This window comes from Pseudonocardia halophobica, from assembly GCF_027922425.1.
GTDB classification, from domain to species: Bacteria; Actinomycetota; Actinomycetes; order Mycobacteriales; family Pseudonocardiaceae; genus Pseudonocardia; species Pseudonocardia halophobica.
The window spans coordinates 67,532-89,658 of record NZ_BSFQ01000009.1 but is presented as its reverse complement, the minus strand read 5'-3'; the positions used below and the strand labels follow the sequence as shown (position 1 = coordinate 89,658).

20 protein-coding genes and 1 pseudogene are annotated in these 22,127 nt (G+C 76.0%); 11 read left to right on the top strand and 10 right to left on the bottom strand.

Annotated features, from left to right (window positions below; all coding sequences use genetic code 11):
• The first annotated feature begins 58 nt into the window (after positions 1 to 58).
• Entirely contained in the window at positions 59 to 2,575 is a 2,517-nt protein-coding gene (locus PKE99_RS13315) for a DEAD/DEAH box helicase (RefSeq protein ID WP_081924479.1), read from the top strand.
• A 441-nt stretch (positions 2,576 to 3,016) separates the two neighbouring features.
• On the opposite strand, the pseudogene PKE99_RS13310 reads toward PKE99_RS13315, so the two are convergent.
• The 7 genes and pseudogenes from PKE99_RS13310 to ssd form a co-directional block, all read right to left on the bottom strand.
• A pseudogene (locus PKE99_RS13310) lies at positions 3,017 to 3,427 on the bottom strand (Rv3654c family TadE-like protein); the annotation flags it as partial.
• Positions 3,424 to 3,780 carry a TadE family type IV pilus minor pilin gene (locus tag PKE99_RS13305; protein ID WP_037049446.1) on the bottom strand — a complete coding sequence of 119 codons (357 nt, stop codon included), beginning with the start codon at positions 3,778 to 3,780 and terminating at the stop codon, positions 3,424 to 3,426. The pseudogene PKE99_RS13310 and the gene PKE99_RS13305, both read right to left, overlap by 4 nt.
• Positions 3,780 to 4,169 (bottom strand): DUF4244 domain-containing protein, encoded by a 390-nt coding sequence (locus PKE99_RS38840; RefSeq protein WP_037049449.1) that lies wholly within the window; start codon positions 4,167 to 4,169, stop codon positions 3,780 to 3,782. The genes PKE99_RS13305 and PKE99_RS38840 overlap by 1 nt, the downstream gene beginning before the upstream one ends.
• A 185-nt stretch (positions 4,170 to 4,354) precedes the next feature.
• Positions 4,355 to 5,101 (bottom strand): type II secretion system F family protein, encoded by a 747-nt coding sequence (locus PKE99_RS13295; protein WP_037049452.1) that lies wholly within the window; start codon positions 5,099 to 5,101, stop codon positions 4,355 to 4,357.
• Entirely contained in the window at positions 5,098 to 5,904 is an 807-nt protein-coding gene (locus PKE99_RS13290) for a type II secretion system F family protein (protein WP_051737849.1), read from the bottom strand. Before PKE99_RS13290 ends, PKE99_RS13295 begins: the two co-directional genes overlap by 4 nt.
• 118 nt (positions 5,905 to 6,022) lie before the next feature.
• Positions 6,023 to 7,219 (bottom strand): TadA family conjugal transfer-associated ATPase, encoded by a 1,197-nt coding sequence (locus PKE99_RS13285; protein WP_037049455.1) that lies wholly within the window; start codon positions 7,217 to 7,219, stop codon positions 6,023 to 6,025.
• Positions 7,216 to 8,313 (bottom strand): septum site-determining protein Ssd, encoded by a 1,098-nt coding sequence (ssd, locus tag PKE99_RS13280; protein ID WP_037049458.1) that lies wholly within the window; start codon positions 8,311 to 8,313, stop codon positions 7,216 to 7,218. Before ssd ends, PKE99_RS13285 begins: the two co-directional genes overlap by 4 nt.
• 640 nt (positions 8,314 to 8,953) lie before the next feature.
• Here ssd and PKE99_RS13275 point away from each other — a divergent pair.
• Positions 8,954 to 9,838: an HAD family hydrolase gene (locus tag PKE99_RS13275; protein WP_037049460.1), complete on the top strand. Its 885-nt coding sequence runs from the start codon at positions 8,954 to 8,956 to the stop codon at positions 9,836 to 9,838.
• A gap of 392 nt (positions 9,839 to 10,230) precedes the next feature.
• On the opposite strand, the gene PKE99_RS13270 is transcribed toward PKE99_RS13275, so the two are convergent.
• On the bottom strand, positions 10,231 to 10,974 hold the full coding sequence (locus PKE99_RS13270; protein ID WP_037049462.1) for a hypothetical protein: 744 nt from the start codon (positions 10,972 to 10,974) through the stop codon (positions 10,231 to 10,233).
• Between the two features lie 160 nt (positions 10,975 to 11,134).
• Between PKE99_RS13270 and acs the strand changes: the two genes are divergently transcribed.
• The 4 genes from acs to PKE99_RS13250 all read left to right on the top strand — a co-directional run bounded on the left by acs (position 11,135) and on the right by PKE99_RS13250 (position 15,155).
• Positions 11,135 to 13,108 carry an acetate--CoA ligase gene (acs, locus tag PKE99_RS13265; protein ID WP_037049464.1) on the top strand — a complete coding sequence of 658 codons (1,974 nt, stop codon included), beginning with the start codon at positions 11,135 to 11,137 and terminating at the stop codon, positions 13,106 to 13,108.
• A 17-nt stretch (positions 13,109 to 13,125) separates the two neighbouring features.
• Complete coding sequence (gene arfB, locus PKE99_RS13260; RefSeq protein ID WP_037049466.1) at positions 13,126 to 13,560, top strand: alternative ribosome rescue aminoacyl-tRNA hydrolase ArfB; 435 nt, start codon at positions 13,126 to 13,128, stop codon at positions 13,558 to 13,560.
• Positions 13,561 to 13,710: 150 nt separating this feature from the next.
• Positions 13,711 to 14,214, top strand: coding sequence for a phage holin family protein (locus tag PKE99_RS13255; protein ID WP_037049568.1), 504 nt, complete (start codon positions 13,711 to 13,713; stop codon positions 14,212 to 14,214).
• Between the two features lie 5 nt (positions 14,215 to 14,219).
• A complete protein-coding gene (locus PKE99_RS13250) occupies positions 14,220 to 15,155 on the top strand; it encodes an alpha/beta fold hydrolase (RefSeq protein WP_037049468.1) in 936 nt (311 codons plus the stop codon).
• Here the strand turns inward: PKE99_RS13250 and PKE99_RS13245 are convergent.
• Positions 15,136 to 16,155 carry a glycerophosphodiester phosphodiesterase gene (locus tag PKE99_RS13245; protein WP_081924481.1) on the bottom strand — a complete coding sequence of 340 codons (1,020 nt, stop codon included), beginning with the start codon at positions 16,153 to 16,155 and terminating at the stop codon, positions 15,136 to 15,138. The two genes, PKE99_RS13250 and PKE99_RS13245, sit on opposite strands and share 20 nt — an antisense overlap.
• 208 nt (positions 16,156 to 16,363) lie before the next feature.
• Here PKE99_RS13245 and purD point away from each other — a divergent pair, with 208 nt between their 5' ends.
• The 4 genes from purD to PKE99_RS13225 all read left to right on the top strand — a co-directional run bounded on the left by purD (position 16,364) and on the right by PKE99_RS13225 (position 20,398).
• Positions 16,364 to 17,626 carry a phosphoribosylamine--glycine ligase gene (gene purD / locus PKE99_RS13240; protein WP_037049471.1) on the top strand — a complete coding sequence of 421 codons (1,263 nt, stop codon included), beginning with the start codon at positions 16,364 to 16,366 and terminating at the stop codon, positions 17,624 to 17,626.
• Positions 17,627 to 17,923: 297 nt separating this feature from the next.
• A complete protein-coding gene (locus tag PKE99_RS13235) occupies positions 17,924 to 18,190 on the top strand; it encodes a hypothetical protein (RefSeq protein WP_037049472.1) in 267 nt (88 codons plus the stop codon).
• Between the two features lie 263 nt (positions 18,191 to 18,453).
• A complete protein-coding gene (locus PKE99_RS13230; protein ID WP_051737868.1) occupies positions 18,454 to 19,575 on the top strand; it encodes a pyridoxal phosphate-dependent aminotransferase in 1,122 nt (373 codons plus the stop codon).
• Between the two features lie 7 nt (positions 19,576 to 19,582).
• The gene (locus PKE99_RS13225) at positions 19,583 to 20,398 is read left to right on the top strand and encodes an ion channel (protein ID WP_051737850.1); all 816 of its coding nucleotides are present in this window, start codon (positions 19,583 to 19,585) and stop codon (positions 20,396 to 20,398) included.
• Here the strand turns inward: PKE99_RS13225 and PKE99_RS13220 are convergent.
• Positions 20,316 to 21,320: a threonine aldolase family protein gene (locus PKE99_RS13220; RefSeq protein ID WP_231498332.1), complete on the bottom strand. Its 1,005-nt coding sequence runs from the start codon at positions 21,318 to 21,320 to the stop codon at positions 20,316 to 20,318. The genes PKE99_RS13225 and PKE99_RS13220 overlap by 83 nt on opposite strands.
• A 290-nt stretch (positions 21,321 to 21,610) precedes the next feature.
• Between PKE99_RS13220 and PKE99_RS13215 the strand changes: the two genes are divergently transcribed.
• Positions 21,611 to 22,126 carry a SigE family RNA polymerase sigma factor gene (locus PKE99_RS13215; protein WP_037049580.1) on the top strand — a complete coding sequence of 172 codons (516 nt, stop codon included), beginning with the start codon at positions 21,611 to 21,613 and terminating at the stop codon, positions 22,124 to 22,126.
• The last annotated feature ends 1 nt before the right edge of the window (position 22,127 follow it).

Genomic DNA, 22,127 nt, shown 5'->3' with positions numbered 1-22,127 from the left:
CGCCCGATTCCCGGGCGTGCGCGCGGAACCGTCGGTGCGGTGTGCGAGCCTCGACCGTATGCGTGACCAGGCGATCGGGTGGGCGGGCGACGGGCCGGTGCTCGTCGAGGGGCCGCCGGACCCGGTCGCGCCCACCGCGCCGGCGCCACGGTCGGCGCGCGGGCTGGAGCTGCTGAACCGGGTGCTCGCGGGCTCCGGCGTCGATCCGGACGTGCCCGTGGTCGAGGTCGAGGCGGACGGGACCCTCCCGCCGGGAGCGGCCGGGGACACCGAGGAGCTCGAGGACGAGTTCGACCCCGCCGAGGCGGCGAACCCGCTGCGCCACGCGGTGCGCCTGCCGCCCCGGCCCGGTCGGGCCGTGGCCTGGCCGGCCTGGGCGCCGCAGGAGGTGGTCGAGGCGTTCCGCCGCGCAGGCGTGGCGCGGCCGTGGAGCCACCAGGCCGAGGGCGCCGAGCTGGCCCACGCGGGGCGGGACGTCGTGGTCGCCACCGGCACGGCGTCGGGCAAGTCCCTCGTCTACCAGCTGCCGGTGCTGTCGCGGCTCGCCATCGACCCCCGCGCCACGGCGCTGTACCTGTCCCCGACCAAGGCGCTCGCCGCCGACCAGCTGCGGGCCCTGCGCGAGCTCGGCCTGCCGGACGTCCGGCCCGCGGCGCTCGACGGCGACACCCCGATGGACGAGCGGGACTGGGCTCGCCGGCACGCCCGGTGGATCTTCAGCAACCCGGACATGCTGCACCGCTCGGTGCTGCCGCGGCACGGTCGCTGGGCGGGCTTCCTGCGCAAGCTCGCCTTCGTGGTCGTCGACGAGTGCCACACCTACCGCGGGGTCTTCGGCTCGCACGTCGCGCTGCTGCTCCGCCGCCTGCTGCGCGTCGCGGCGCGCTACGGCGCGCGCCCGACGATCGTGCTCGCCTCGGCCACCGTGGCCCGCCCCGGCGAGTTCGCCTGCCGGCTGACCGGCCGCGAGGTCAGTGCGGTGACCGAGGACAGCTCGCCCAGCGCGGGCCGGACGGTCGCACTGTGGGAGCCGCCGCTGCTGCCCGAGCTCAGCGGCGAGAACGGCGCCCCGGTCCGCAGGCCAGCGTCGACGGAGTCCTCCCGGATGCTGGCGGACCTCGTGGTGGAGGGCGCCCGGAGCCTCGCGTTCGTGCGCTCCCGCCGCGGCGCCGAGGTCACCGCGCTCGGTGCGCAGCGGCTCGTCGCCGACGTCGACCCGGACCTGGTGCCGCGCATCTCGGCCTACCGCGGCGGCTACCTGCCCGAGGAGCGCCGGGCCCTGGAGAGCGCGCTCATGCGCGGCGACCTGCTCGGCGTGGCCACGACCAACGCCCTCGAGCTGGGCGTCGACATCGCCGGGCTCGACGCCGTGGTCGTGGCCGGCTTCCCGGGCACCCGCGCCTCCTTCTGGCAGCAGGCGGGCCGCGCCGGCCGGGCGGCGGACGAGGCGCTGGTGGTGCTCGTCGCGCGGGACGACCCGATGGACACCTACCTCGTGCACCATCCGCGGGCCCTCATCGGCGCGCCCGTGGAGAGCTGCGTGCTCGACCCCGGCAACCCGTACGTGCTGGCGCCGCAGCTCGTGTGCGCCGCCGCCGAGATGCCGCTCACCGAGGCGGACGTCGCGGGCGTGTTCGGGGGCGCCGTCGCGGAGGAGGTGCTCGCCGAGCTGGTGGAGGACGGGGTGCTGCGCCGGCGCCCGACCGGTTGGTTCTGGCCGACGCCCCGGGAGCAGCCCGCCGCGTCGGTCGACATCCGCGGGTCCGGGCTGGGGCAGGTCGCGCTGGTGGAGGCCGGCACCGGGCGGATGCTCGGCACGGTCGACGGCGCCTCCGCGCCCGGGACCGCGCACCCCGGGGCGGTCTACCTGCACCGCGGGGAGAGCTACGTCGTCGACGAGCTGGACCTCGACGCCGGCGTCGCGCTCGTGCACCAGGAGGAGCCGGACTGGCGCACCGACGCGCGGTCGAACTCGGACGTCGAGATCGTGGCCGTGCGGGCCCGCAGCGACCACGGCCCGGTCTCCGTGTACTTCGGCGACGTCCGCGTGACCAGCCAGGTCGTGGGCTACCAGCGCCGCACCCCGGACGGGACGGTGCTCGAGACCGTGCCGCTGGACATGCCCGCGCAGACGCTCGAGACCCGCTCGGTCTGGTACACGATCGACGAGGGTGTGCTGGCCGATGCCGGTCTCGACCCGGCGCGGTTGCCCGGCGCGCTGCACGCCGCCGAGCACGCCGCGATCGGCCTGCTCCCGCTCTTCGCCATCTGCGACCGCTGGGACATCGGCGGCCTCTCGACCGCGCTGCACCCCGACACCGGATTGCCGACGGTGTTCGTCCACGACGGTCACCCCGGCGGCGCGGGCCTGGCCGAGCGGGGGCACGCCGTGCTCGAGCGCTGGCTGCGGGCGACCCGCGAGGCGATCCGGAACTGCAGCTGCCGCACCGGGTGCCCCTCGTGCGTGCAGTCGCCCAAGTGCGGCAACGGGAACAACCCGCTGGACAAGGCGGGCGCGGTCCGCGTGCTGGACCTGGTGATCGGCGCGCTGGTGCGGCACCCGGCGGTCGGCTGAGCGATCGGGCGGCGCGACTGCAGGGGACGTCGTCGGCCGCCGCCGGCGGGCCCGTCGGGGGCCGGACCGGCCGGCGGCGGCCAGCGAGCGGTGGGTCCGTATGGGGGTCAGCGACGGAGCGCCTCGGTCCCACCGCGGTCTGGGGAGCGTGCTCGTGGACGGTGCTGCCGACTCCGCCGTGCTCGTCGATCGCGCCGTGCCGTGTTCAGTAGGCCCGGTCCGCGCGGGACCCGCCAGACGCGGTCGCCGATCGGTTCCGGTCCCACGACGAGCGCGGGTGCCGGAGTCGATCGACGGGCAGCCGTCGGGCGGGCGGCTGCAGGTGGCGGAGGCCGGTATCGCGACACCGTTCACCGGGTCTTCCCGACCGTTCACCGGTTCGTCGCTCGGTGGTCTTCCCGTGGCCGTCGTGGAGGCCGTGTCGGGTACCGGTCCGGCGTGGGCGCGGCCGGTCGCCGCCTCTGCCGCGAGCAGGCTCCACGGCCGCCGCACCTGCACCTCCACCAGGGCGTTCCAGCCGTCCAGAGTGCACCGGGTGAGTTCGGCGGCCATGGCGCCGGTGACCCGGCGCGCCGCCGCGCAGGCGGCCTGCTCGCCCTGCACGGGGTCGCCGGCCGCCGCGAGTGCGGCGAGATCGGCGGCCGCTTCCGCCCGGTGCCGGGCGAGCACCGCGCCGCCGACGTCGACGAGGAAGGCCGTCACCGCCAGGAGGGTGGCCGCCGCGAGGGCCGCCCACACCGTGGCGGATCCCCGGTCACGGAGCTCCCTGCAACGCGGCTCGGCGCTCGACCGGCGCGCGCCCTGCAACCCGGTGCACGCGGCCGAGCGGTGTGGCGTGGTCCGGGTGCTCACGCGGCCGCCTCGGAGGCGGTGACGGCGCCGGGTTCGAGGGCGCCGACCGCCGTGCCGCTGACCTGGATCGGCACGGGGCCGACCGGCGCCGCGGTGACGACGGCCCGCACCTCGAGGGCCCCGACGGTCAGCTCGAGAGTTGCGCCGCGCGGAGCGAGCGCCGCTGCGGCCGCGCGCCCGCGGTCGGCCTCACCCCGTGCCGCGAGGCGGACCAGCTCCCGGGCCGCGTCGGTGCAGCGGACCGCGGCGGCGACCGTGGCGACGGCGCCGAGCGCGGCGAGGACGACGAGGGTGAGCGCGCCGAGCGCGATCGCCGCCTCGACGGTGACCGCGCCGCGCTCGGCCTGGCGCATCAGAACGTGACCGACAGCGCGCGCTGCACGAGCTGGGTCAGTGCCGTGACGATCGAGTCGCCGCTGATGACGGTGTAGAGCACGGCGGCGAACGCGGCCGCCGCCAGCGTCCCGATCGCGTACTCGACGGTGGACATCCCCCGGTCGTCGGCGGTGATCCGCGCCGCGAGCGCGCGGAGGAGTGTGGCGAGCCGGTGGCGGAGTCGCCGGAGCGGCGAGCTGCGGTCGGGCGGGCCCGGGTCGGCCGGTGCGCCGGACAGCCGCTCGACCGCGACGGGCGACGGCAGGTCGGCGGGCCCAGACCACGTGCGAAGTGCGTTGCTGCCGGGACGGGGCCGCGGGTCGGGACGCGGCTCGGGCCGGGGCAGGGCGAGGGCGGGCAGGGACATCGGGTCCTCCTCGGGTCGGGGTCGGGGTCGGGGTCGGGGTCGGGGTCGGGGTTGGGATCGGGTCGGTGGGACGAGTGGTCGGGTGGTGGTGGGGTGGGGGCGCGCGCCCGCCGGGTGTCAGCCGTGGGCGCTCCCGGGTCGGCGGAGCCGGCGCGGCGGGGGAGGTCGGGCGGTGCGGGGAGCGGTCACCATCGCGCCAGGGCCTCTCCGGCGAGGCCGATGACGACCGGCGCGATCCCCAGGGCGAGGAAGGCCGGGAGGAAGCAGAGACCCAGCGGCGCAGCGATCAGCACCGCGGCGCGCTCCGCCTTCGCCTCGGCCGCGTCGCTGAGCCCGGCGCGCAGCCGGGCCGCCTCCGACCGGGCGACCCGCGCCAGCCCGGCGCCGGTGTCGGCCGAGCGGCGGGCCGCCCGCCCGAACGCCTCGAGGCCCGGTACCGCCGCGACCGCGCCCCACGCCTCCGCAGGCGCCGACCCGAGCTCGAGCAGCCCGGCCGCTCGGCGGAGGCCGGTGCCGACCTCGCCCTCGATCCGCAGCGCCGCCGCCTCGGCGGCCGCGGGAACCGGGAGCCCGGCCTCGAGGCAGGTGGCCAGGAGCTCCCATCCCGCCGCCAGGCCACCCGCGTCCGCCCTGCGGACCGGGCGCGCCACGGCCCGCGCCACCAGGAGGTGCAGGCCCACGGCTGCGGTCGCACCGACGACCACGGCGCCGAGGACGCCGGCCGCACCGGCCGCGGGCCCGCCGACCACCGTCCAGACGACGACGGCGACGGCCAGCCCTCCGACCGCCGTCCAGCCACGGCGGAGGGGTACGGCCGGTTCTGCGGCCGGCGCGGCCGTCGACACCAGGCCGCCCAACCGGGCCCTGGCCCCCGGAGCGCCGCCCACCAGCAGCGCGAGGGCGAGGAGCACCAGTGCGGCGGCCGTGGTCATCGGCTCACCGGGCCCGTCGCGATGCGGTCGCTCCACAGGAGGCCGGCCAGCAGCAGGCCGGAACCGACCAGCAGCAGAACCTGACCGAGCAGCCCGCCGCGCAGCACCCCGAGGGGATCGGCTCCGAGCAGGTGGCCCAGGCCGAGCCCGAGCACCGGCAGCGCGGTCAGCACCCCGGCGGTGGCGCGCGGCCCGGCGAGCCTGGCGCGGACCCGGGCCTCGAAGGCGAGCCGCCAGCGCAGGTCGGCGAGCGTGCCGGACAGGAGGTCGGCGAGCGGGGCGCCGTGCCGGTCGGCCAGGGACCAGGCGCCGGCGAGGCGGCGCAACTCGGTCCCCACCAGATCGCCGCGGTCCGCGGCGCCGCGGCGGAGGGCGGCCGGGACGTCGTCGCCCAGGCGGGCGGCAGCGGCCGCCGGAGCGAGCGCCTCGGCAGCCAACGGACCGTCCGAGCGAGCGCCGTCGAGCGCGGCCGCGGGGTGCGCCCCGCTCCGGAGCTCCTCGACGATCCGCGACACGGCCTCGGCCAACTCGCCCGCGGCCGCGCTAGCTCCGGCCCGCTCCCGGGCCCGTGCGCGCCGGTGCCGGACCACTTCCGCCGCCCCGGCTCCCGCGACCCCGCCCGCGGGCCCGCCGAGCACCAGGCCGAGCCCGGCACCGGCGAGCACGACCAGCAGCCGGAGCGGCGGGACGGCGAGGACGCGCGCTGTCGGCGCCGGCGCGAGCACCCGCAGCCGACGGCGCGCCGAAGGGCCGGGCGCGCACACCAGCGCCGCCGCCAGGAGGGCCGGCACCGCGGCACTCACGGCGCATCCCACGGTGTCGGAACCCAGTCTTCGGTGCACGACCGCTGGAGGTGCCCGGGGACCCGGTCCCGATCCCACAGCGCCTGGACGACCCCGGCGTCCGAGGTCGTGACGGCGTTCACGACGCACTCCACGGCGCCGGGACTCCTCGTTCGGCGAGGAGGCGGTCGAGATGGTCGCGGTCGGCGGTCCAGCCGCGGCCGCGCTCCCACACCGGCCGGACGACCACCTCCGCGGGCCCGGCCGACGTCTGCCGGCCGAGCACACCGACGGCCTCGAGCACCCGGCCGCGGGGGGTGCGCCGCATGTGCAGCACGACCTGCACCGCTGCGGCGAGCTGGCTGTGCAGGGCCGCGCGCTCCATGCCGCCGAGCGCGGCGAGTGCCTCGAGCCGGGCCGGCACCTCGCGGACCGAGTTGGCGTGCACGGTGCCTGCGCCGCCGTCGTGACCCGTGTTGAGGGCCGACAGCAGATCGCAGACCTCGCCGCCGCGTACCTCGCCGACGACGACCCGGTCCGGCCGCATGCGCAGTGCCTGGCGGAGGAGGTCGCGCAGGCTGACCCCGCCCGCGCCCTCGATGTTCGCGGGGCGCGCGACCAGCCGCACGACCTGCGGGTGCCGCGGCTGGAGCTCCTGCGCATCCTCGACCGTGAGGATCCGCTCGGCCGGGTCGACCGCGCCGAGCAGGGCGGCGAGAAGGGTGGTCTTGCCCGAGCCGGTCCCGCCGGAGACCAGCACCGCGAGCCGGGCCGCGACGACCGCGCGCAGCAGCTGTTCGGCGGCCGGCTCGAGCGTGCCGAGCCGGGTGAGTGAGCCGAGGTCGTGCGCGGCGGGGCGGAGCACGCGCAGCGAGAGGCAGGTCCCGTCGACGGCGACGGGGGCGAGCACGGCGTGCAGCCGCACCCCGCGGGACCCGCCGGAGCCCCCGGGACCGCCCGCGAGCCAGCCGTCGACGTAGGGGCTGGCGTCGTCGAGCCGGCGGCCCGCCGCGAGCGCCAGACGCTGGGCGAGCCGCCGGACCGCCGACTCGTCCGGCAGCCGGACCGGCGCGGGTTCGAGCCCGGCGCCCCGGTCGACCCTCACGATGCCGCCCCCGGAGACCAGCACGTCCGTGGTGCGGGGATCGCGCAGCAGCGGATCGAGCGGGCCCGCCCCGACCAACTCCTCACGCAGCACCCGGAGCGCGGCGAGGACGTCGAGGTCCGAGGCGACGCCGCCGGACTCGGCGCGCACGGCGTCGGCCACGGCCGCCGGGGTGGGCTCGTGGCCGTCCTCGGCGAGCCGGGTCCGGACGCGGTCGACGAGCGTGGTCACGAGGCCCGCCGCAGGTCCGGCGCCCCGGTGCCCGCCAGCGCGGTGAGCAGCTCTCGGGCCGCGGTGCTGAGCGGGCCGCGCTTGCGGCCGGGTGGCACGCCCTGCTCGGTGAGCCGCGCCAGCGTGCGCTCCGGCGTCATCGACGCGAGCAGCGGGAGTCCGAGCGCCTCGGCGATGTCGGCCGGGGCGAGGCCGCCGGGCGAGGGGCCACGCACGACGAGACCGACCTCGCGCGTCTGCTCGGCCAGCACCGCCGCGACCCGGCCCGCCGCGGCGCAGGAGCGCACGTCGGCCGGGACGACCAGCGCGGTCAGGTCGGCGGCGTCGAGGGCCGCGACGGCCGCGTCCGTGGGGTAGCGCGGGACGTCGCACACGACCGTCTCGCCCGCCCGGCGGCCCGCGTCGAGCACGGCGGTGACGGCACCGGCCGACGGTCCGGCCGCCTCCCGCGCACACGACAGCACGCCGAGCTCGGCACCGGACCGGCTGATCGCGGGTGCGGGCAGCGCGGCGTGCAGCGCCGAGGCGGGCACGCGGCCGTCCGTGATCGTGAGCTCGGGCCAGCGCAGGCCCGTGACCTCCTCGGCACCGAGCACCAGGTCCAGTCCGCCGCCGAGCGGATCGCAGTCCACGAGCAGGGTGCGGTCGCCCGCAGTTGCCGCGACCACGGCGACGGCTGCCGCCAGCACGGACGCCCCGGCCCCGCCCTTCCCACCGACGACGGCGAGCACCCGCCCCACCCCCGTGGCCTCGCCCTGCTCGGCCGCGGCCGCGAGCCGTTCGACGAGGTGCGGCTCGGCGGCGGGCAGCTCGACCGCCTGCTCCGCACCGAGCGCGACGGCACACTCCAACGCCTCGATCGACGCCCGGTCGAAGCCGACCAGCATCAGGTCGGCGCGCCGGGGCAGGCCGGCGCGTACGCAGCGCCGGGCCGACTCCTCGTCGAGCAGCACGAACGGGGCGCCCGGCCAGTGCCGCCGCGCGTCCGCCGCATCGGCCGCCCGGTGCACCTCGCAGCCCGCGGCCGCCGCCAGCCGGAGGACGGCGTCGAGGAGTTCGGGGTCCTCGACCATCACCAGTGTCCGCTCGCCCATCGCACGCTCCCTCCGCCGCTCCCGTCCCTCGGGGCCGATCACGAGCCTGCGGCCTCGGGGCGCGGGTGGACGGACCGATCGCGCCGCTGTGGATCGTCGGGGTCGGGTGTGGACAGATCGGTCCGGGTCGGCCTCCGACCTCGGGAATCGTCGGGGTGCGGGGGCATGATCGTGCGGGGGCGTGTGGGTGCCGCTCGGGGCAGGGTGCGGTGGGTCGTGGTGGCGCTCCGGGCGGGTGTCGGGGTGGCGGTCGTCGTGGTTCGTGGTGGCGGCCGTTCTCGATCCGCGGCGGCGGTCGGGGTGGCGCGGGCTCGCCCGGCCGCAGTCCCGCGACTGTTCTTCCGCGGCGCCCACCCGACGCCTCGTGCCGTACCTGCGGCCCGCCGCCCCGCCGCGCCCCGCACCTGCACTCCGCCGTCCGGCCGTCGGGCGATCGCCCGGCAGACAGTCATGGCCCCGGGACGTACTTGCGGTTACAGTTGTCGTCGGCTCGGACCGTGTCCGAGCGGGTTCAGCTCGACCCCCCGGGGCTGAACCGCCCGACGGCCTCCGCCAATCCCCCCTGGCGGAGGCCGTCCCCATTCCGGGGCCGGCCGGGCGCCGCGTCGGGCCCGATCCGCGGATCTGGCAGGCTTCCCCGGTGCCCGCTCCGACCGCCCCCGCCGAGCAGCCGGCCGCTCCCCGGGCCCCGCGGCCGGCCGCCGCGTTCTTCGACCTCGACAAGACGATCATCGCCGGTTCCTCGGCGCTGGCCTTCTCCCGGCCCTTCCGCCGGCAGGGCCTCATCACCCGGCGGGCGGTGCTGCGCAGCGCGTACGCCCAGCTCCTGCTGCTGTTCGCGGGTGCCGACGCCGACACGATGGACCTGCTGCGCCGCCGCATCACCGCGCTCGCCACGGGGTGGGAGGTCGCCCAGATCCGGTCCATCGTGGCCGAGACGCTGCACGAGATCGTCGAACCGATGATCTACGCCGAGGCCGCCGAGCTGATCACCGAGCACCACGCCGCGGGCGACGAGGTCGTCGTGCTCAGCGCGTCGGGGATCGAGGTCGTGGAACCGATCGCCGCGCTGATCGGCGCCGACCGCAGCATGGCCACCCGGATGTCCGTGCGCGACGGCCGCTACACCGGGGAGATCGACTTCTACTGCTACGGCGAGGAGAAGGCGGTCGCCGCGCGGGCGATCGCGGCCGAGCGCGGCTACGACCTGGCCGACTGCCGGGCCTACTCGGACTCGATCACCGACCTGCCGCTGCTGCTCGCCGTCGGGCACCCGACGGTGGTCAACCCGGACAAGGCGTTGCGGCGCGAGGCGGAGCAGCGGGGCTGGCCGGTGCTCGCCTTCGCGGCCCCGGTCTCGCTGCGTTCCCGGCTCCGTCCGCGGGCGCCGGTCCTGGCCGTGGCCGCCGCGGGGCTGGGTCTCGCGGCCGCGGGGCTGGGTCTCGCCGCGGCGGGCGGCGCCGGCTGGTGGGCGCAGCGGACCCGCGAGCGGGGCAGCCGTTTCCGCAGGTCGGAGGCATTCTGACGGACAGGGCGGCCGCTCGCATCCGCCGTCCGGGTCGCGTCGCGGACCGCCGATCGACACCCTCCGGGACTGAACCGGTGCACCTCGCCGGACCCCTTGCTGTGGTGCCGCTCACGGGGTACGAATGTCCTCACGGACCTCCGCGAGGCCAGAGCCGGTGCGGCAGAGAAGCACCCGACTCCCCTTCCCGGAGCTCCGTGCACGACCGCCGGGCACTCCACGCACAGCACGCCGCGGGAGGCATGTCGTCGTGGGCCTGCGTACCGGGACGCCGGACGCCGAGGCCGGAGCACGACACGTAGTGCACGCCTGGATCCCGGTGCTTCGTGCGAGTGGGCGGTGCCCCTTCCCGACACGGTGGGGGCACCGCCCCCTCTCGTGTCGGGGGTCGGTCAGGCGCGGGCGTCGGCGATCGACATCCCCTCGCGGGCGCCGGCCTCCCAGGCGCGGCAGCAGTGCAGGATCCACTCGCGCAGCCCCTCCGGCGTCCCGGCGGCGAACCCCTCCGCGGCCGCGCGGTACTCCTGCGCCCGGCGCAGGTGCCCGACCTCCGGCACGGCGAGCGACTTGGGGTCGTAGCCGGTGGCCACGGCGGTGAGCCGGGCCGCCGCCCGGGCGACGACGCCGTCGGCGGTCCCGAAGGGACGCAGCGCGAGCAGCTCCCCGTGCACCACCGCGACGACGACGGGCGCGGGTACCGCGGTCCCGCCCGTCACCAGGTCGGCCAGCAGGGACAGCCGCGCCGACGCGCCCTCGCGCGGTCGTCCGAGCCGGGCCTCGTGCTCCTCGACCGGGATCAGGTCGGTGGCCGCCAGCACGTGCAGCCGGGCCAGCGCCTGCAGCGGCGCCCCCTTCCACGCCGCGAGCAGCTTCGTCGCCTCGTCGGCCACGCGGACGGCGCCGGCCAGCACCGGGTCGGTGACGTGGTCCTCCCGGGCGGGGGTGAGCGGGGCGCCGTCGAGCGCCGCCGACGCCCGGGCCCCGCGCAGCGCCGCCTCGGCCGAGGTAGCCGGCCAGCCGCGCCGGTTGACCTGGTGGTTGTGCACCGGGACGAGGGCAGCGCGGGCGGCGGCGACGGCGTCGGCCACCCCGGGCAGGTCCGTCAGCGGGGCGAGCGGGTCGGTACGGGCGGGCACCGGGCCATGCTGCCACCGGGACCTGCTGACCGACCGGGTGGTGTCCTCTCCGTACTGACGGTGCGCAGGCGCATCCGGAGCACTACGTTTTCCCTGACGTGCGCGCCGCCGCTCAGCACCGGTGCGCCGAAGCGCCACGGCTAGAGGAGGGCACGAGAACATGGCCGAGTCCGGAGCGACGCTCGACAACCTCTCGACCGAGAGCCGGAGCTTCCCCCCGAGCGAGGAGTTCGCGGCGCAGGCCAACGCCACGGAGGACTGGTACGGGCGGGCGGACGAGGACCGCGAGGGTTTCTGGGCCGAGCAGGCCGACCGGCTGACGTGGGGGACGAGGTGGGAGCGGGTCCTCGACTGGGAGGCGCCGTTCGCCAAGTGGTTCGTGGGCGGGAAGCTCAACGTCGCCTACAACTGCGTGGACCGTCACGTCGAGGCCGGCCACGGGGACCGCGTCGCGTTCCACTGGGAGGGCGAGCCGGGCGACACCCGCACGATCACCTACGCCGACCTGCAGCGCGAGGTCTCGAAGACCGCGAACGCGCTGGCCGAGCTGGGTGTGGGCACCGGTGACCGGGTCGCGATCCAGCTGCCGATGATCCCCGAGGCCGTGTTCTCCATGCTGGCCTGCGCCCGCCTCGGGGCGCTGCACAGCGTGGTCTTCGGCGGGTTCTCCCCGGGCGCGCTCAAGGCGCGGATCGAGGACGCCGAGGCCAAGGTGCTCATCACCAGCGACGGGCAGTTCCGCCGCGGCAAGCCGGCGCCGATGAAGGAGAACACCGACCAGGCCGTCGAGGGCACCTCGATCGAGCACGTGCTGGTGGTCAAGCGCACCGAGACCGAGGTGCCGTGGACCGAGGGGCGCGACCTGTGGTGGCACGACGTCGTCGACGCGGCCTCGGACCAGCACACGCCGGAGGACTTCGACTCCGAGCACCCGCTGTTCATCCTGTACACCTCGGGCACCACGGGGAAGCCGAAGGGCATCCTGCACACCTCCGGCGGCTTCCTGACCCAGGTCGCCTACACGCACAACGTGGTGTTCGACCACAAGCCGGGCGAGAGCGTCTACTGGTGCACCGCCGACATCGGCTGGGTCACCGGGCACTCCTACATCGTGTACGGGCCGCTGGCCAACGCCGCCACGTCGGTGATGTACGAGGGCACGCCGAACACCCCGCACGAGGGCCGGCACTGGGAGATCGTGCAGAAGTACGGCGTCACGATCTACTACACCGCGCCCACGCTGATCCGCACGTTCATGAAGTGGGGCAAGGAGATCCCGGAGAAGTTCGACCTGTCCTCGCTCAAGGTGCTCGGCTCCGTGGGCGAGCCGATCAACCCCGAGGCCTGGATGTGGTACCGCCAGGTCATCGGCGGCGAGCGCTGCCCGATCGTCGACACCTGGTGGCAGACCGAGACCGGCGCGATCATGATCTCGCCGCTGCCCGGCGTCACGGCCACCAAGCCCGGCTCGGCGATGCGCCCGCTGCCCGGCATCGGCGCCGCCGTGGTCGACGAGAACGGCACCCCGGTCGGCCACGGCCAGGGCGGCTACCTGGTGCTCGACAAGCCGTGGCCGTCGATGCTGCGCACGATCTGGGGCGACGAGGAGCGCTACCGCGACACCTACTGGTCGCGCTTCGAGGAGCAGGGCTACTACTTCGCCGGCGACGGCGCGAAGTACGACGACGACGGCGCGGTCTGGCTGCTCGGCCGCGTGGACGACGTGATGAACGTCTCCGGGCACCGGATCTCGACCACCGAGGTCGAGTCGGCGCTGGTCTCGCACCCGACGGTGGCCGAGGCCGCGGTCGTCGGCGCCTCGGACCCGACGACGGGCCAGGGGATCGTCGCGTTCGTGATCCTGCGCGGGAACGTGGCCCAGGACGAGGCGAAGGGCGAGGAGGCCATCGCGGCCCTGCGCAACCACGTCTCGACGGAGATCGGGCCGATCGCGAAGCCGCGCCAGATCATGGTCGTCGACGAGCTGCCGAAGACCCGCTCGGGGAAGATCATGCGCCGGCTGCTGCGCGACGTCGCGGAGAACCGGGAGGTCGGCGACGTCTCCACGCTGGCCGACTCGGCGGTCATGGACCTGATCCAGACCGGCCTCAAGGAGGGCAAGGGCGAGGACTGACCGGCAGGATCGCCGGCATGACCGACGACCCCGACGGCGTGTTCGTGCGTCGCGGGGTCGTCGTGCCCGCGCGCGAGCTCCGCTGGCGGTTCTCGCGCTCGTCCGGTCCGGGCGGGCAGAGCGTGAACACCACCGACTCGCGCGCCGAGCTGTCGTTCGATGTGGCGGGCTCGCCCAGCCTGCCCGACGACGTGCGGGAACGGGCCCTGGCCCGGCTCCGCGGGCGGTTGGTCGACGGGGTGCTGACGGTGGTCGCGAGCGAGCACCGCAGCCAGCTCCGCAACCGCGAGGCGGCCCGCGAGCGGCTCGCCCAGGCCCTCCGCGCGGCGACCGCACCCGATCCACCCTCCCGGCGCCCGACGAGGCCGACGAAGGGGTCGCAGCGCCGTCGCCTCGACGCGAAGGCCCGCCGCGGGGCCGTCAAGAAGCTGCGGGGCCGCCCCGACGAGTGATCGCCGGTTCGGCGTCCACGATCCGGGGAAGACCACCGTGGACCGTGGAACCGCCCAGGCACGGCGCCGGTCGCCGTGGCACGATGACCACTCGCCGACCGGCCCGCGCCGGTGCGGCGGATCCGCTCGACGAACGCAGGAGGCACCGCGGTGGCCACCCCGACCAGCTCCAGCGGCACGGACGTCCCGCCCGTGCTGCCGTCGATCCCGCTGTCGAAGGAGCCGGCTCCCGGCTCCGGCGACCAGTCGATCGGCGCCCTCGTGCGCGACGTCACCACCCACGTCTCGACGTTGATCCGCTCCGAGGTGGAGCTGGCCAAGGCCGAGGTGACGACCGAGGTCAAGAAGGGTGTCCAGGGCAGCGTCTTCTTCATCGTCGCGCTGGTCATCGCCCTGTTCAGCCTGTTCTTCTTCTTCTTCGCCATCGGCGAGCTGCTGTCGATCTGGCTGAACCGCGCCGCGGCGTTCGGCATCGTCTTCGGCATCATGATCATCGCCGCGGGCGTGGCGGCACTGATCGGCTACCTGCGGGTGAAGAAGATCCGCAAGCCCGAGCGGACCATCTCCTCGCTCAAGGAGACGGCCGAGGTGCTGCAGCACCGGGGGAAGGCCCAGTCGAACGGGACGCCCCAGCTGGACGGCACCGCCCGCTGAGCGGGATGGGTCGCGGGGGTCCGCGGCCCGAGCCGTCGTCCGTCCGGGTCCCCGGCCCCTGGCGGCACGGGTCGGTGTCCGCCAACGGGATCCGGCTGCACACCGTCGAGGCGGGCGAGGGCCCGCTCGTCGTGCTGCTGCACGGGTTCCCGGAGTTCTGGTGGTCCTGGCGGCACCAGCTGGTCGCGCTGGCCGCCGAGGGGTTCCGCGCGGTGGCCGTCGACCTGCGCGGGTACGGCGACTCGGACAAGCCGCCCCGCGGCTACGACCTGTGGACCCTGGCCGGCGACGTCGCGGGCCTGATCCGGGCGCTGGGCGAGCCGAAGGCGCACGTCGTCGGGCACGACTGGGGCGGCCTCATCGCCTGGACGCTCACGGCCCTGCACCCGCGGCTCGTGCGCACGCTCACGGTGGTCGACGCGCCGCACCCGCTGGCGATCCGCTCCTCGGCGGTGCGCGACCCCGCCGGGCAGCTCCGCGCGACCGCGGGCTACGCCCTCGGTTTCCAGCTCCCGCGGCATCCCGAGCGCTCCCTGCGCGCCGACGGCGGCGCCCGGGTCGAGCGGATCATGCGGGCCTGGTCGGGCCCGGACTGGCCGGCCACCGCGGACTTCGCCGAGGCCGCGCGGCGCAACCGCGAGGCCATGCAGATCTCGACGGTGGCGCACTGCTGCCTGGAGTACTACCGCTGGGCGTTGCGCTCCCAGTTCCGCGCGGAGGGCCGCCGGTTCGCGGCCGCCGTCGCCCGGCCGGCCGAGGTGCCCGTCCTGCAGATCCACGGCGCGGATGATCCCTGCCTGCTGGAGCGAACGGCGCAGATCTCGCCGCGCTGGGTCACCGGTCCGTTCACCCACCACGTCCTGCCCGGCACGGGGCACTTCCCGCATCAGGAGCGGCCCGCCGCGACGACCGCGGCGATCCTCAGACGGCTGTCAGGCTGAACGCGGCCACCGCGGTGTCGGGGTAGTCGGAGAACACGCCGTCGACGCCCGCGTCGAGGAAGGCGCGGTACTCGGCGAACACGTCGCCGTGGTCGGCCTCCCGCCCGGTGCGGCGCATCCCGCGGGGCAGGAACGAGTTCTCGTTGCGGAACGTGAACGCGTGCACGAGCAGCCCGGCCGCGTGGGCGTCGTCGACCAGGGTGGTCGGCTCGCCGTCCGGCGGGATCACCAGCTCCTTGGCGGGCCCGACGGCCGCGGCGTAGGCCGCGATGCGGGCCAGCTCGTCGGGCCGCGTGAGGTCCGCGAAGGTGCGCGGGTCGCCGGCCGCGACGAGGTCGGCCGGGGCGCCGAGGTCGTCGAGCAGCTGGACGAGCCGCACCGGGATCTCCTCGTGGAGGGCCCGCAGGTTGGCGGTCTCGAAGGACTGCACGAAGACCGGCGAGTCGGCCCGGTCCAGGCCGTGCGCGCGCAGCGACGCGACCAGCGCGGGCTCGCACGCGAGGCCGCGCCCGGCGAAGTAGGTGGGGTTCTTGGTCTCCGGGTAGACGCCGATCTCGCGGCCCAGCTCGGCGGAGAGCCGGGCGCGCAGGTCGAGGATCTCCTCGAAGGTCGGGACCGGGAAGAGGCCGTCGTAGACGGTGTTCTCCTGGCGCAGGTGCGGCAGCCGCTCGACCGCGCGCAGGGTGCGCAGCTCGGCCAGGGTGAAGTCGTCGGCGAACCAGTCCTCGACCGTGACGCCGTCGATCGTGCGGACCGTGCGCCGGCGGGCGAACTCGGGGTGCGCCGCGACGTCGGTGGTGCCGCCGATCATCGGCTCGTGCCGCGCGACGAGCACCCCGTCGGCCGTGCTGACCAGGTCGGGCTCGAGGAAGTCGGCGCCCATGCGGGCGGCCAGCTCGTAGCCGGCGAGCGTGTGCTCGGGCCGGTAGCCGGGGGCGCCGCGGTGGGCGATGACGAGGGGGGCGTGCGGCGCCGGGGCGGTCAGCAGCGCGGTGGGCACGGGGGAGTGTCCTTTCGCCGGGAAACGGCTCGCTTCCCAGCCTGCGCGGACGGGGGGTCGGGGATGCGACCGCCGGGCATCGGTCTCGTGAACTCCGGACGGCGGGTCGCGAGGCTACCCACGCGGGCGGGTGACACGCCCCGGACGGGTGAGCGGGATCATGCGGCGGGGACGGGACCGGCCGTCACGGCGTCTAGGCTTCCGACCCGTGCGCGTACTGGTCGTCGGGAGCGGAGCCCGAGAACACGCCCTGGTCCTCGCCCTGGCGCAGGACCCCCAGGTGACGGCGCTGGCCTGCGCCCCCGGCAACGCGGGGACCGCGGCGGTCGCCGAGCAGCACGGGCTCGACGCCCGTGACGGCGCCGCCGTGGTGGCGCTGGCCCGGGAGTGGGACGCCGGGCTCGTGGTGATCGGGCCGGAGGTGCCGCTGGTCGCCGGCGTCGCCGACGCGGTCCGCGAGGCGGGCATCCCGGTGTTCGGTCCGGGCGCCGCGGCGGCCCGCATCGAGGGGTCCAAGCAGTTCGCCAAGGACGTCATGGCCGCCGCCGGCGTACCGACGGCCACGTCGACCGTCGTGGACAACCCGGCGAACCTGGACGCCGCGCTGGCCGGCTTCATCCCGCCGTACGTCGTCAAGGACGACGGGCTGGCCGCCGGCAAGGGCGTGGTGGTCAGCGAGGACCTGGAGATCGCGCGGGCGCACGCCATGCACCTGCTCGACGAGGGTCACCCGGTCCTGCTCGAGGCCTTCCTCGACGGGCCGGAGGCCTCCCTGTTCTGCCTGGTCGACGGCACGACCGTGGTGCCGCTGGTCCCCGCCCAGGACTTCAAGCGGGTCGGCGACGGCGACTCCGGGCCGAACACCGGCGGCATGGGCGCCTACGCCCCGCTGCCGTGGGCCGGCGAGGGCCTCGTCGACGACCTGGTGGCCCGGGTCGTCCAGCCGGTCGCCGACGAGCTCGCGCGGCGCGGCACGCCGTTCAGCGGGCTGCTCTACGCCGGCCTCGCCCTGACCTCGAACGGTCCCGCGGTCATCGAGTTCAACTGCCGCTTCGGCGACCCGGAGACCCAGGTGGTGCTGGCGCTGCTGCGCACGCCGCTCGCCGGGGTGCTGCACGCCGTCGCGACCGGCACGCTCGCCGACCAGGCACCGCTCGAGTGGAGCGACGGCGCCGCGGTCACGGTCGTCGTGGCCGCCGAGGGCTACCCGGGCACGCCGCGGCTCGGCGACGTCATCAGCGGGGCGGAGGCCGAGGGCGTGCTGCACGCCGGCACCCGCCGGCGGGACGACGGCGCGGTGGTCTCGGCGGGCGGCCGGGTGCTGTCCGTGGTGGGCACCGGCCCGGACCTCGCCGCCGCGCGTGCCGACGTCTACCGGCGGGTGGAGGGCATCCACCTCGCGGGCTCGCACCACCGCACGGACATCGCACTGCGGGCGGAGAAGGGCGAGGTCTCGGTCCCCGGACGGTGATCTCCGCTTCACGCGTCCGTGGTCCAGGTTTCCGCGGTGTGTCCCCGCCGTTGCGGCCGGCCGTCCGCATGGTCCCGAATCCGGCAAACGTGCCGGACGTCCGGTAACCAGGGAGTAGCCCGATCGGACCAACAAACAGGGCTGTGCGGGTGTGGTTGTCAGCGTGCAAACAGCGTGTAAACCCGTTCGCCGCCGGTTGATCACGGAGGGGTCGGACGGCCAGGGTTCCCCCGTCGTCGCGCACACCGACGTGCCCGGCGTACCGAAGGAATCCGAATCCCCCGAAAGCGAGATCCCATGGGTTCGCATGCTCCCCGCACCACCCGTCCGACCCTCGCGAAGCTGGGCTTCGCGGCCGTCGCCGCCCCGGCCGCGATGCTCGCGGTCGCCGGTCCGGCCTCCGCGGCCGAGCTGGCCCCGGTCGGCGCCTACCTCGACGAGAACGTCACCCACGGCACCCCGCCGCTGGAGCCGGCCCTCGAGTACGTCGACGAGACCGTCGCCGCCACCGACAAGCAGGTCTTCGACGTCGTCGGTGTGCTGACGGGCCAGTTCGAGAGCTGATCCGTCGCCGGCGGCGGGCTTCTCCTGACCGTCGTCCGGCACCGGTCGCCACGGCGCCCGGGCGGGTCCCCCGAAGACCCGTCCGGCGCCGTCCGGCCTCCGCGCCCGGCACCAGGGGCTCAGGCCGGGCGTGTCGCGGTGCGGTGTCCCCGGCGGCGGCACCGCACCGCCCGGACCGGAGTTTTAGGCTCGCGGGCGTGACCTCCCTGAACCCCGGGATCGCGGGCCCCTCGGCCCGGTCCGGCATCGCCCCCTTCCACGTCATGGACGTCTGGGCGGCCGCCGGCGAGCGGCAGCGCACCCGCGGTGACCTGATCAACCTCTCCGCCGGGCAGCCCTCCACCCCGGCGCCCGCACCCGTCCGGGCCGCCGCCGCGGCGGCGCTGGAGACCGAGGTGCTCGGCTACACCGTCGCCCTCGGCATCCCGGAGCTGCGGGCCGGCATCGCCGCCCACCACGGGCACGCCTACGGCCTCGCCGTCGACCCCGACGACGTCGTGGTCACCACCGCCGGCTCCGGCGGCTTCCTCCTCGCCTTCCTGGCCGCCTTCGACGCCGGCGACCGCGTGGCGATGGCCCGCCCCGGCTACCCCTGCTACCGCAACATCCTCACCGCGCTCGGCTGCGAGGTCGTCGAGCTGCCGTGCGGGCCCGACACCCGGTTCCAGCCGACGGTCGCGATGCTGGAGGAGCTCGACGAGCCGGTGAAGGGCCTGATCGTGGCCAGCCCGGCGAACCCGACCGGGACGGTGCTGGACCCGGCGGAGCTGGCCGGGCTCGCGCGGTACTGCGAGGAGCGCGGGATCCAGTTCGTGAGCGACGAGATCTACCACGGCATCGGCTACGCGGGCTCGCCCGCGACGGCCTGCGCCTGGGAGACCTCCCGCGAGGCGATCGTCGTCAACTCCTTCTCGAAGTACTTCTCGATGACGGGCTGGCGGCTGGGCTGGCTGCTGGTGCCCGAGCGGCTGCGCCGGGCCGTGGACCGGCTCGCGGGCAACCTCACCGTCTGCCCGCCCGCGCTCCCGCAGCACGCCGCCGTCTCCGCGTTCACCCCGGAGTCCTACGCCGAGGCGGACTCGCACGTGGAGCGCTACGCCGTGAACCGGGACCTGCTGCTGCGCGGCCTGCCCGCGCTGGGGATCGAGCGGCTCGCGCCCGCCGACGGGGCCTTCTACGTCTACGCCGACGTCGGCCACCTCACCGAGGACTCCATGCGGCTGACCTACGAGCTGCTCGACGAGACCGGGATCGCGGTCGCCCCCGGTGTCGACTTCGACCCCGTGGACGGCCACCGGTACGTGCGCCTGTCCTTCGCCGGGGCGACCGAGCCGATCGCCGAGGCACTCGAGCGGTTGCGGCCCTTCGTGGCGAAGCGGTCATAGTGACCGCATGACCAGTGCGGACGCACAGCGCGAGGAGCCGCGCATCGCGGCCTGGAACCGGTGGCTGGACTGGCCGCTGACCGTCCTCGCGGTCGCGTTCCTGGCCTGCTACGCGTGGACAGTGCTGGACACCTCGCTGTCGCCGGACACGCGCGCGGCCGTCGACACGGGTCTCACCGTGGTCTGGGTCGTGTTCGGGGTGGACTACCTGATCCGGCTCGCGCTGGCCCGGCGGCGCCTGCGGTTCGTCGGCACGCACCTGCTCGACCTGGCGATCCTGCTGCTGCCGATGTTCCGCCAGCTGCGGGTGCTGCGGCTGGTCACGGTGATCAGCGTGCTGAACCGGCAGCTGCGGGACGACTTCCGCGGCCGGGTCGCGGTGTACGTGACCGGCACCGTGGCGCTCGTCGGGTTCGTCGCGGCGCTCGCGGTGTACGACGCCGAGCGCGGCGCCCCGGACGCGTCGATCACGACCTTCGGCGAGGCGGTGTGGTGGACGATCACCACGATCTCGACGGTCGGCTACGGCGACCGCTACCCGGTCACGGTCGAGGGGCGGATCATCGCGGCGACGCTGATGGTGGCCGGGATCGCGCTGCTCGGCGTGGTGACGGCGTCGATCGCCAGCTGGTTCGTCGAGAACCTGCGGCGCACCGCGGAGACGACGGCAGAGCGCACGGAGAGCGAGCTCGCCGAGTCCGAGCGGAAGATCGACCTGCTGCTCGAGGAGGTGCGCCGGCTCAGGGCGCGGCTCGACGCGCTGGAGCCGCCGGCTGCCGGACGGCCCGCTCCAGCGGTCCGATCCGATCCAGCGCCGCGCTGACGTCCGCGTCGGTGAGGTCGGCGTGCGTCATCAGCCGGACCTTCCCGGACATGGCGCTGACCCGCACCCCGGCCTCGGCGAACCGGGCGATCGTCCCGGCCAGGTCGGCCACGGTGACCAGCACGATGTTGGTCTCGGGCTCCTGCACCCGCCAGCCGCGCTCGCGCAGGCCGGCGGCGAGCGTGGCGGCGCGGGCGTGGTCCTCGGCCAGCCGGTCGATCCGGTCCAGCGCGACCAGCCCGGCCGCGCCCAGCACGCCGCCCTGCCGGACCCCGCCGCCGAGCATCTTGCGCAGCCGGCGGGCCTCCTCGACGAACTCGACCGACCCGGCGACGACCGACCCGACCGGCGCGCCGAGGCCCTTCGACAGGCAGACCTGCACCGTGTCGGACCCGACGGTCAGCGCGCCCGGCGGCACACCGAGCTTCACGGCGGCGTGCCAGAGCCGCGCACCGTCGAGGTGCACGGCGAGGCCGGCGGCCCGGGCGGCGCCGGCGGCCTTCGCGTGCTCCTCGGGGCGGGTGACGGTGCCGCCCGCGGCGTTGTGCGTGTTCTCCAGGCACAGCAGCCGGGTGCGCAACGTGTAGTACGGCCCGGCGGTGCCCGCGGCGCGGCGGACCGCGGCGGCGGAGACCTTGCCGGGCCCGGCGTCGTGGTCGAGCGGCTGCGGCATGCCGCCGGCCAGCCAGGCGGCGGTGCCCAGCTCGGCGTCGAGCACGTGGGCGCCCTTCGGGGCCAGGAACGAGTCGCCCCGCTGCAGGTGCGACATCAGCGCGATGAGGTTGCCCATCGAGCCGCTCGGCGTCCACAGGGCGGCCGACGCCCCGAGGATCCCCGCGACCCGCTCCTCCAGCTCGCGCAGCGTGGGGTCGCCGTCGAGGACGTCGTCGCCCACCTCGGCGTCGGCCATCGCCGCGCGCATCTCGCGGGTCGGCCGGGTGACCGTGTCCGACCGGAGGTCGATCGGCGCGTCCGGATCCGGCTTGCTCGCCTTGGCCCGGGCGGAGACCGCCGAGGAGACAGTTCTCGCCGCAGGTCGCCGGGATCGCGTCGGGGTCCGCATCGGACGGAATTCTGTCAGCCCCCGCCACTCTCGGTCTCGCCGGGTCACGAAAAGGTCACGACGTTGGGCCGGACGGGTGAGGTCGGTGGGGGGATGCAACCGTGGTCGGCGTCCGCATCGTCACAGGGGCGACGAAGGGAGGGCACCAGGTGGACGACGCCGCCGAGCGCGCGTTCGCGGAGTACTTCCGCGCGCGCCGCGACGCCGTGCGCCGCACGGCCTTCCTGCTCTGCGGGGACTGGCACCGGGCGGACGACCACGCGCAGTCGGCGTTCGTCGCGCTGCACCGGCACTGGCACCGCATCCGCGACCCGCAGGCGCTCGACGCCTGGGTGCGGCGGACTCTGGTGCGGGCGGTCGTCGACGAGTCGCGCCGGCCCTGGCGCCGCGAGCGGCCGGTCGAGATCACCCCGGACCGCGCGGCCACGGGCCCGTCGGCCGACGGGGTCGCGACGCGGACGGCCCTGGTCGAGGCGTTGCGCGCGGTCCCGGCCCGGCAGCGCGCGGTCCTGGTGCTGCGATACCTGGAGGGACTCGACGTCACGGCCACGGCGGAGGCGCTCGGCTGCTCGACCGGCACGGTGAAGAGCCAGACCGCACACGGGTTGGCGGCGTTGCGGGCGATCCTGGGGGACACGCTCGACGACCTCCGGGCCGCGGGATGAC

Bases quoted from the DNA above. Each gene is read 5' to 3' on its own strand.
- PKE99_RS13225 (WP_051737850.1), top strand. From the start codon at position 19,583: ATGACCAGTGCGGACGCACAGCGCGAGGAGCCGCGCATCGCGGCCTGG.
- PKE99_RS13305 (WP_037049446.1), bottom strand. From the start codon at position 3,780: ATGCGCCAGGCCGAGCGCGGCGCGGTCACCGTCGAGGCGGCGATCGCG.
- PKE99_RS13235 (WP_037049472.1), top strand. From the start codon at position 17,924: ATGGGTTCGCATGCTCCCCGCACCACCCGTCCGACCCTCGCGAAGCTG.
- PKE99_RS13295 (WP_037049452.1), bottom strand. From the start codon at position 5,101: ATGACCACGGCCGCCGCACTGGTGCTCCTCGCCCTCGCGCTGCTGGTG.
- PKE99_RS13250 (WP_037049468.1), top strand. From the start codon at position 14,220: ATGGGTCGCGGGGGTCCGCGGCCCGAGCCGTCGTCCGTCCGGGTCCCC.
- arfB (WP_037049466.1), top strand. From the start codon at position 13,126: ATGACCGACGACCCCGACGGCGTGTTCGTGCGTCGCGGGGTCGTCGTG.
- PKE99_RS13315 (WP_081924479.1), top strand. From the start codon at position 59: ATGCGTGACCAGGCGATCGGGTGGGCGGGCGACGGGCCGGTGCTCGTC.
- ssd (WP_037049458.1), bottom strand. From the start codon at position 8,313: ATGGGCGAGCGGACACTGGTGATGGTCGAGGACCCCGAACTCCTCGAC.
- PKE99_RS13220 (WP_231498332.1), bottom strand. From the start codon at position 21,320: ATGCGCGCGGCGATGGCCGACGCCGAGGTGGGCGACGACGTCCTCGAC.
- PKE99_RS13230 (WP_051737868.1), top strand. From the start codon at position 18,454: ATGGACGTCTGGGCGGCCGCCGGCGAGCGGCAGCGCACCCGCGGTGAC.
- PKE99_RS38840 (WP_037049449.1), bottom strand. From the start codon at position 4,169: ATGTCCCTGCCCGCCCTCGCCCTGCCCCGGCCCGAGCCGCGTCCCGAC.
- acs (WP_037049464.1), top strand. From the start codon at position 11,135: ATGGCCGAGTCCGGAGCGACGCTCGACAACCTCTCGACCGAGAGCCGG.